At 70.8% G+C, this 9,190-nt stretch carries 5 protein-coding genes; 1 reads left to right on the top strand and 4 read right to left on the bottom strand.

What is annotated here, in order from left to right:
* Positions 1-5,405: apolipoprotein A-IV repeat region-like domain-containing protein (locus NVS89_RS13660; protein WP_258733298.1), on the bottom strand; the 5,405-nt coding region annotated here is incomplete at its 3' end.
* Positions 5,406-5,761: 356 nt separating this feature from the next.
* Here NVS89_RS13660 and NVS89_RS13655 point away from each other — a divergent pair.
* Positions 5,762-6,082, top strand: a complete 321-nt coding sequence (locus NVS89_RS13655; RefSeq protein WP_258733297.1) for a 2Fe-2S iron-sulfur cluster-binding protein — start codon at positions 5,762-5,764, stop codon at positions 6,080-6,082.
* 15 nt (positions 6,083-6,097) lie between these two features.
* Here NVS89_RS13655 and NVS89_RS13650 read toward each other — a convergent pair whose 3' ends face one another.
* From NVS89_RS13650 to NVS89_RS13640, 3 genes are read right to left on the bottom strand one after another with little or no spacing between them, the layout of a single operon-like run.
* Entirely contained in the window at positions 6,098-7,192 is a 1,095-nt protein-coding gene (locus tag NVS89_RS13650; RefSeq protein WP_258733296.1) for a YcjF family protein, read from the bottom strand.
* Between the two features lie 4 nt (positions 7,193-7,196).
* The gene (locus NVS89_RS13645; RefSeq protein WP_258733295.1) at positions 7,197-8,660 is read right to left on the bottom strand and encodes a YcjX family GTP-binding protein; all 1,464 of its coding nucleotides are present in this window, start codon (positions 8,658-8,660) and stop codon (positions 7,197-7,199) included.
* 2 nt (positions 8,661-8,662) lie between these two features.
* Positions 8,663-9,184, bottom strand: coding sequence for a SixA phosphatase family protein (locus NVS89_RS13640; RefSeq protein WP_258733294.1), 522 nt, complete (start codon positions 9,182-9,184; stop codon positions 8,663-8,665).
* Between the last annotated feature and the right edge of the window lie 6 nt (positions 9,185-9,190).

Raw genomic sequence — 9,190 nt, 5'->3', positions numbered from 1 at the left:
CGGCTCTGCGAGCCGGTGTCGGCGTCGAGCGTGCGGCCGTGGCGCGCCACGATCTCGTTGAGCTCGGCCAGGGCCTTGATCTGCTCGGCGACCGTGCGGCGCATCGCGGCGGCGCTGGCCTCGGTCTCCTCCGGCAGCTCGAGGATGTTGCGCTTGAGCTCCTCGCGGGTGGTCTCCAGCGCGCGCTGCACCTCGCTCGCCGAATTGCGAAGCTCGCCGGCCGCCGAGGTGAAGCCCTCATTGGCGCGGGAGAGCAGCGTGTTGACCTCGCCGACCGCCTGCTCGTAGGTCGCGCGCAGCGCAGCCAGGGTGCGCTCCTGCTCGGACTCGGCGAGGCTGCGGATCTTCTCGTGCTCGCTGATGACCGCCTCGCTGGAGACGCCGGCCTTGTCGAGGATCGACTTGGAGATCTCCGCCGCGCGGGAGAAGGTCTCCTCGATGGTCTGGGTGTAGCTCGACAGCCGCTCGTCGAGCTCCGCGGTGCGGTTGCCGACCTGCTCGGCGAGCGAGAGCAGCGCCTCGTGGCGGGTGCCGAGCGTCTCGTCGAGGTTCTCGTGCGCCGAGCCCAGCGCGTTGGCGACGCTGGTGATGATGCCGGCCTGCTCGGTGAAGTTCCGGCTGAGCGAGGCGACGTCCTGGAGCACGTCGGTCGAGACCGCGCGCAGGTCGCGGATCTGCTCGTCCATGCGGGTCGAGGCGAGGCGGCTCGCCTCGTCGACATTGCTGACGGTGCTGTGGAAGGTGTTGAGGCGCTCAGTGATGGCGCTCTCGATCGCCGCAAGGTTGGTGACCGAGCTCGCGAGCACGTCCTGAAGCTGGACGTTGACCGAGCCGAGCCGGTCCAGCAGCGCGGTGACGTCGCCCTGCAGCGCCTGGTTGGTGCTGGCGATTTCCTCCACCGCGTTGCGGCCGCTCTCGCTGATCGCCTGCACCAGCCCGGTGCCGCGGCCTTCCAGCGTGTTGACCAGCTCCTCGGCCAGCCGCCCCAGCTCGTGGGTGGCGTATTCCGTGGTCTGGGTGGCGGCGTCGAGCATGGCGCTGCCGCGTTCGTCCAGCGAGCGCACGAACTGCTCGGTGAGCCGGGTGAACTCAGCCGAGGTGACGTCGCCGGAGCGGCGCGCGTGGTCGACGAGCTGGGCGCCGCGGCTGTCGAACTCGGTCAGCATCTCGCTGCTGGCGCGGGAGATTTCGCCCGTGACCTGCGAGGAGAGCTGCTGGAGGCCGCTGACCACGTCGCCGCCCTGGCTGTTCAGGGTGGCGAGAAGGTCGTCGCCGACCCGCGCGAGCTCGGTCGCCGCGGTGCTGCCCGAGCGGTGGAACGCGTCGAGAAGGCCGGCGGTGCGGCTCTCGACCGTGCCGATCATGTGCTCGCTCATCTGCGCGAACTGGTCGGCGCGCCCGCCGGTCGCCTGCTCGAAGGCGGTGACGATCGCCTCGGCGCGGTTCTCCAGCGTGCTCAGCAGCTCCTCGCTGGCGCGCACGATCTGGTCGGTGCGCCCGTCCGTCGCCTGCTCGAAGGCCGAGGTGATGGCGCCGGCCCGCGTTTCCAGCGTGCCGAGGATCTCCTCGCTCATCTGGATGATCTGGTCGGCGCGGCCGGAGGTCGCCTGCTCGAAGGCGGTGGCGATGGCACCCGCGCGGGTGTCCATCGTGTTGAGGATCTCCTCGCTGGCCTGCACGAGCTGCTCGGTGCGCCCGGAGGTCGCCTGCTCGAACGCGTCGGCGATGGCGCCGGCACGGTTGTCGAGCGTGCTGAGCAGTTCGTCGCTGGCGCGCATGATCTGCTCGGTACGGCCGGAGGTTGCCTGTTCGAAGGCTTCGGCGATGGCCCCGGCGCGCGTGTCGAGCGCGTTGAGCAGGTTCTCGCTGGCGCGCATGATCTGCTCGGTGCGCCCGGAAGTGGCCTGCTCGAAGGCTTCGGCGATGACGCCGGCCCGCGCGTCCAGCGTGCCGAGCAGGTCCTCGCCGGCGCGCATGATCTGCTCGGTGCGGCCCGACGTCGCCTGTTCGAAGGCGGCCGCGATGGCGCCGGCGCGGGTGTCCATCGTGTTGAGCAGGTCCTCGCTCATCCGCACGATCTGGTCGCTGCGGCCGGAGGTGGCCTGCTCGAAGGCGGAGACGATGGCGTCGGAGCGCGTCTCCAGCGTGTTGAGCAGGTCCTCGCTGGCGCGGGCGATGTCGTCGACGGCACCGGCGCGGGTGCTCTCGAGGGCCCGCACGAGGCCGTCGCGATGGTCGTCGATCGCCGCCAGCAGGTCGCCGCTGGCGCGGGCGATCTCGCTGGTGATGCCGAGGCTGCGGTCCTCGAGCGCCGAGAGCAGGCCGTTGCCGCGCTCGTCGACCATGCGGGCGATCGCCTCGGTGCGGCTGTCGAACATCTCGGTGACCTCGCCGGCGCGCTCCACCATGGTGCGGCTGACATTGTCGACCAGAGAGTTCAGGCTGGCCTCGACCTCCGAGGCCTCGCTGCGGAGCTGGCCGGCGACGGCGCCGATGCGCTGGCCGAGCAGGTCGGCCATGGCCGCGCCGCGCACCTCGACCGAGGTCGCGACATTGTCCATGCGGCCGAAGACGGTCTCCTCGAATCGGCCGACGCGGGAATCGAGCGTGTCGGCGATTTCCAGCGCGCGCGCCGACAGGGTGCGGTCGGCCTGCTCGATGCGATCGGTGAGCTGATCGGAGATCGAGGCGGCACGGTCGTCGAAGAAATTGCTGAGCACGTCCAGCGAGCGGTTCATCGCGTCGTTGGCCCGGTGCGCGCCGTCGGTGAGGGTGCGCGCGGCCTGGTCGATGCGGTCGCTAATGTTGGCGGTGACGTCCTGCGCGTGCTGGGTGAAGAAGCCGTCCAGCATGTTGAGGGACTTGTCCATCGCCTCGGTGGCGAGGCGCGCGCCCTCGGTCATGGTCTGGGCGAATTCCTGGGTCCGCCCGGCCAGCGTCTCGTTGACGCCCTCGACGCCGCGGTCGAGCACGCCCTCGATATTGGCGATGCGCAGGTCCAGCGAGGAGGCGATCTGCTCGGTCTTGGCGGTCACCTGGTCGTCGAAGCCGGTCAGGTTCTCGTCCATGGCCCGGGTGACGGCCTCGACGCGCTCGGTGACGAGGCGGACCATCTCGGAGCCGCGGGTCTGCATGACGGTGTCGAAGTCGTGCAGGCCGTCGGTGATCTGGCGACCGAGCAGGGTGGCGTCGCTGGCGATGCGGTCGGCCAGCTCGTTGCCGCGCACCGAGATCGTCTGCTCGAGCGTCTTGAGGCGCGCGTCGAGCATCTCGCGCACCGCGTCGCCCTTGTTGCTGATCGAGGCGGTGAGTTCCTCGGCGGTGTCGCGGAACTGGTCGGTGACCCGGCCGCCGCGCACGGAGATGGACTGCACCATCTCGGCGCCGGTCTGGGCGAGCTGCTCGTTCAGCTCGCGGCTGCGGTGGGTGACCTCCTGGGCGAACAGGTCGGCGGATTCGGCAAGCGAATCGTGCACGCCGGCGCCGGCCTCGGAGATCTGGTGCACCACGCGCTGGCCGGTCTCGCCGAGCAGGCGCTCGAGCTCGCCGCCGCGCACGGCGATGGTGTCGTAGATGCGGTTGCCGGTGTCGGCGATGCGGTCGGCGAGGTCGTCGCCGCGCACGGTGATGGTGTCGGCGACCCGGTTGCCGGTCTCCTCGAGCTTGCGCACGACCTCGCCGCCGCGCTGCGACAGGTCGAGCACCAGCGCGTCGCCGCTGGTCTTCAGCGTCTGGTTGACCTCGTTCGCGCGGACCGCGATCTCGTCGGCGAGGCGGGTGCCGGTCGCGACCAGCGCGTCGGTGATCTCGTTGGAGCGCGCGGAGAAGGTCTCGGTTAGGTCGTGGGTGGTGGTGGTCAGCCTCTCGCCCATCTCGTCGGTGCGCGTCGTCACCACGGTGGACAGCTCGGTGGCGGTGCGCAGGAGCTGCGCGCCGATCTCGTCGGTGCGCGCGGCGAGCTGCTCGGTGAGGTTGGAGGTGACGCCGGACAGGCGCTGCGAGATTTCCTCGGTCTGGCCGGTCAGGGTCGAGATCAGGTGCTCGCTGGCGTCGGACAGGTTGGTGTTGACGTCCGAGCCGGTCGACTGCAGGCGGTCGATCAGGTCGCCGCCCTTGTCGGTCAGCGCGTCGATGATGGTGTCGCCGACGCGGCCGAGCGCGAGGGTGATGTGCTCGCCCTTCTCGGACAGCGTGCCGGTCACGCGGTCCGCGGCCTCCATCACGCTCATGCTGATGCGCTCGCTGACGCCGTCGACCTCGTGGGTGAAGGAGAAGTGCGCGCTCGCGATGGCTTCGCGGATGTGCTCGGAATGGGTGAGAATGACCTCTCGCTCGGCCTGCAGCCGCTCGATGAGGTTGTGCATGCGCGCCTCGTTCTCCTCGAAGGCGTGCTCGAGCGAGGAAATCTCGGTGCGCACCAGCGCCTCGAGCTCGCCGGCGCGGGCGAGCGTGCGCTCGACGCCGTCGCCGATCGCGGCGACCTCGCGGCGCACGGTCTGGCCGACATTCACCACGGCGTCGGTGGAGACCGGGTCCGGCTCGGCGAGGCGGATCGCCACCTGCGCCATGGAATGGGCGACGATGCGCATCTCCTGCATGCGGCTGACCATGGCCGCGAGCACGAAGAAGAACACCGGTGGCACGAGCAGGCCGGCGGCGGTGGCGAGAAGCGTGGGCGAGGACAGCACGGAGCCGTCCGCTCCCGCCTGGAAATGCGAGAAGGCGAGGAAGCCTCCGCCCGCGAGCCACGCCAGCGAGGCGATGGTCGCTATGTAATAGGGTGTCGCGGTCGGCCGGCGCTGGAGCGCGGCGAGAAGCTGGCCGATGGTCTGGCGGTCGTCATTGGCGGCGCGGCGCCCCGGCAGCGAGGCGGGACGGGCGGCGGCGGCACGCTCAGCCAGGGTGTCGGCACCGGGGTTCGCGCCAGAACTCGCGCCAACGCCGGCGCCCAGCCCGGCGGCAGCGCCCGCACCAAGCCCGGCGGCGAGGCCGAGATCGGGGCCGGCGTCGTGCGTCTCGCGGTCCTCGGCGGTGATTTCCGGCGCGTCGAAGCTGTGCTCCGGGCCGAAGTCGAAATGGGGTTCCTCGTTCCCCAAGGACGGTTCGTCGAGCGCCGGGTCGGACTCCTCGGAGCCGAACTCCGGGGTGGCGCTGGCGAAATCGGCGTCGAGGTCGCTGGCCGAGAGGAAGGAAGGTTCCTCGTCATCCTCGAAGGGCGAGCTGGTCCGGGCCTCGATGCGCGGCCCGCCGGGCTCGCGTGCGGGCGGCAGGTCGTGTTCGTCGTCCGAAGAGGGCGGCGGTGAGGACTCGTCTCCGGTGTCCAGGTCGAGGTTAAGGGCTTCCTCGATCGCGGATAGCGCGGCCTCGGCCGGATCCTGCTGAACCTTCTTAGTGCTCGTCGACATAGGCGCCTGCCTCCGGTCCGTACGCTACTCCGACCGGCTTGCGCCGTCGGCCCGGGGTTTCGCGGTGATCCGAAAAATCCTCTCTTCCCGACAAGTGCCGGCAAGAGCGAGGAAACGTCAGTTCACCGCACCTTTATCCTACGCTCTTGGCGAGTAAAAATGGAACTGGGGTTAACAGGCCGATTGAGGTTATCGTTAACGGCCTGTTCACCACGTTCGCTAACCGTTGATTCTGTTCCTTCCGTGGCCATCGGAGGGGAGTGCGGAACTTTGCTTCCGCGCGCTGGCATTCGCCCGCATCGGGGGTTATCTAGGGCACCCTACCTTGTAGTCCTTCAAGATCGTCAAAGCTGCCCATGCCCAAGATCACCTATATCGACGCCGCCGGGACCGAGCGGACGGTGGAGGCCCAGAACGGCTCTACCGTCATGGAAACGGCGATCCGCAACGGCGTTCCGGGCATTGACGCGGAATGCGGCGGGGCCTGCGCCTGCGCGACGTGCCACGTCTATGTCGACGAGGCATGGGCGGAGAAGGTCGGCGAGCCCGGCCCGATGGAGGAGGACATGCTCGACTTCGCCTCCGACGTGAAGCCGACCTCGCGCCTCTCCTGCCAGATCAAGGTGACCGACGCGCTCGACGGGCTCGTCGTGCGCACGCCCGAGCATCAGGGCTGATTTTCCCCGTCATGGTTAACCGGCGGACGGCCTTTTGCCCGGCCGTGCCTTGCCCGCAGCGTCCTCGCCGAGCGCCTCCCGGACGGCCATTTCGCCGGTCGCCGTCTCGCGGGTAATCAGCCCCGAGGCGACGTCCGACAGCGCCGGGGCGGGGAGGGCCGCGAAGGGCAGCGGCCGCGTGACCTCGATCGCGGCGAGGCCGAGACGGGCGGTCAGCAGCCCGTTGACCACGCCCTCGCCGAGCCGCGCGGACAGCTTGGCCGCGATGCCGTGGCCGACCACCTGCTGGATCAGTGAATCCCCCGCCGCCATGCCGCCGGTGACGGCGAGATGGGCGACGACCTGCCGGAACAGCCGCACCATGCCCAGCGCGCCCGGCCGCCCGCCATAGAGCAGGGCCAGCCGGCGGATCAGGCCGACCGCGGTCAGCGCCACGAAGACGAGGTCCACCGCCGCGCGCGGCGAGACCGCCGTCACCACCGAGACCCGCTTGGCGGCATTGGAGACCAGCCGGGTCGCCTCGGCGTCGAGCGGGGCCATGAGATGGCGCTCGGTCAGGCGGATGAGGTCGGCGCCGTCGATGATGGCGTCAAGATGGCTCGCGAGCTCGGTGCGCGCCCGCAGCAGGCCCGGCGAGCCGCGCGAGAGCGTGATCAGCTCCTTGGTGACGCCCTCGGCGACGCGCCGGTCGTCCTTCTCCAGCGCCAGCGCCGCGCGCTCGCGCAGCTTGTTGAGCGTCTTCAGCCGCATCAGCCCGAAGGTCTCGCGCGCCAGCAGGCCGAGGCAGGCCACCACGAAGGCGGCCGCGAAGCCGGCCCCGACATAGCCGAGCCAGTCGGCACGGGCGAACAGGTCCTCGACCAGCTTTGACACGGCAAGGCCGAGCCCGAGGCTGACGAGGCCGCCGAGGCCGGTCCAGAACAATACGCCCCAGCGCGAGCTGCGCGGTGGCGGCGGGGGCAGCGCGATCTCCTCCGCCATGTCCGGGATCGGCGGCGTCGGGGTGACGACCACCGCCCCGCGCGGCGCGGGCTGGCCCTCGTCGGCGAACACGACGCCCGGATCGTCGAGCCGGAACGCCTGCGGGCGGCGATTGTGTCGGTCGGTCATGTCGTCACCTCAGCCGGTCGCCGATGAGGAATTCGAGTGCGCGGTCGAGCCGGATATGGGGCAGCGGCAGCGCCTGCCCTTCGCCATTGCGCTCGACCACCGGCGGGCGGAAGCGTAGGAAGCGGAAATCGCCGCCCTGCGCGTCCGACAGCCCCTTGAAGCCGAGCGAGGGATCGAACAGCGCCGACGGGTTCTCCGGCAGGTCGCCCGGGAACACGGCCGCCTCGGCGAGGCCGTCGAACTCGTCCGCCCCGTACTGCCCGGCCTCGGGTACGCCGACGATGGCGGGCAGGTGCACACGTCCGCGCCTGACCTGCGCCTCGCGGGTCGCGCGCACGGCGGCGAGCGCCACGACGTCGATCTGCGCGCCCGCCCCCTCCGCCCGCGACAGCGCCCGCTCGACCAGCCGGCGCAGGATCGCCTCCAGCGGGTCATGGCTGGTGTGGTGGAGGTGGTCGGCCTTGGTGGCGGCGAACAGCACCCGGCCGATGCGGTGGCGGAACAGCGCGCCGAGCCAGGAATTCCGCCCCACCCGGAAGGCGGCGAGGATGCCGTCGAGCGCCGCTTCGAGGTCGGAGAGCGCGGCCGGGCCGGCATTCAGCGCAGCGAGCACGTCGATCAGCACGATCTGCCGGTCGAGCCGGGCGAAGTGATCGCGGAAGAACGGGCGCACGATGCGGTCCTTATAGGACTCGTAGCGCCGCTGCATCATCGCTGCGAGCGAGCCGGCCGGCGGGTCACCGTCGCCCGACAGGTCGATCGGCGCGAAGGTGAGCGCTGGCGAGCCTTCGAGGTCGCCCGGCATCAGGAAGCGGCCGGGCGGCAGCAGGCTCATCGCGACCGCCTCGGCGCGGCAGGCGGCGAGATAGTCGGTGAAGAGCTCGGCCAGCCTGCGCGCCAGCGCCTCGTCCGCCGGCGCCTCGGGGTCGGTGTCGGCGAGCGCGGCGAGGAACGGGGCGGCGAGGTCGCGCCGCGCCGGATCGCGGGCGAGGCGCAGGCTGTCGGCGGCGAAGTCGGCATAGGAGCGGTCGAGCAGCGGCAGGTCGAGCAGCCACTCGCCGGGATAGTCGACGATGTCGAGGGTGAGCGCGCGGCGCCCCCCGCGCGCGGGCGCGTAATCTATGGCGAGGCGCAGTTCGCTGATGCGGCGGGTGGATTCCGGCCAGCGCCGCTCGTCGACGAGGGCGGAGAGATGGCCCTCATAGTCGAAGCGGGGCACGTTGTCGTCGGGCTGCGGCTCGAGCGTGGCGCCGGCGATGCGCCCTTCATGCATGGCGCGGAACACCGGCAGCCGCCCGCCGCGCGTGAGCGCATGGATCAGCGCGGTGGTGAAGACGGTCTTGCCCGAGCGCGACAGGCCGGTGATGCCGAGCCGCAGCGTCGGGCTGGTCAGGTCCTCCGCCCGGTCGAGCAGGGTCAGCGCGGTGAGCCGCGCCTCGTCGATCAGCTCTTCATACCAGCTCGGCACGATCAGTCCTTCCCGTCCTTCACCACGCCGATCGCCCGCGGGGTGACGAAGCGCTCCAGCATGCCGCTGCCGGTGCGCGCCTGCGACCAGTCGTCGACCGGCAGGTCGATGACGGCGAGCGCCCCGGTGGGAAACTTGGTCAGCGCCCGGGCGCGCTGCTCGCGCGACAGCAGGCGGGCGGCAAACTCCTCCATGCCGGGATTGTGGCCCACCAGCATCAGCGGCGACACCGTGCCCTGTGCTTGGACCAGGGCGAGCAGCGCATCGGCCGAACTCTCATAGATCGCCTCCTCGTAGATCGCGGGCGGCGCCCCGGCCCAGCCGGCCGAGACCTGCTCCCAGGTCTCGATCGTGCGCCGTGCCGGCGACACCAGCACGCGGGTCGGCACCAGCTTTTCCTTCTCCATATAGGCACCCATGGCGGGCGCGGCGCGCAGCCCGCGCGGGCCGAGCGGGCGGTCGCGATCGGGCACGTTGTCGGGCCAGGCGGATTTGGCGTGGCGGAGCAGGAAGAGACGCAGCATGGATGA

The sequence above is a fragment of the Ancylobacter mangrovi genome, from assembly GCF_024752355.1.
In the GTDB taxonomy this organism is placed as follows: Bacteria; Pseudomonadota; Alphaproteobacteria; order Rhizobiales; family Xanthobacteraceae; genus Ancylobacter; species Ancylobacter mangrovi.
The sequence above is the reverse complement of the archived record's forward strand: the minus strand, read 5'-3'. Positions and strand labels throughout refer to the sequence as shown.

Excerpts from the sequence above, each read along its gene's own strand:
- NVS89_RS13655 (WP_258733297.1), top strand. The coding sequence starts at position 5,762 with ATGCCCAAGATCACCTATATCGACGCCGCCGGGACCGAGCGGACGGTG.
- NVS89_RS13650 (WP_258733296.1), bottom strand. The coding sequence starts at position 7,192 with ATGACCGACCGACACAATCGCCGCCCGCAGGCGTTCCGGCTCGACGAT.
- NVS89_RS13640 (WP_258733294.1), bottom strand. The coding sequence starts at position 9,184 with ATGCTGCGTCTCTTCCTGCTCCGCCACGCCAAATCCGCCTGGCCCGAC.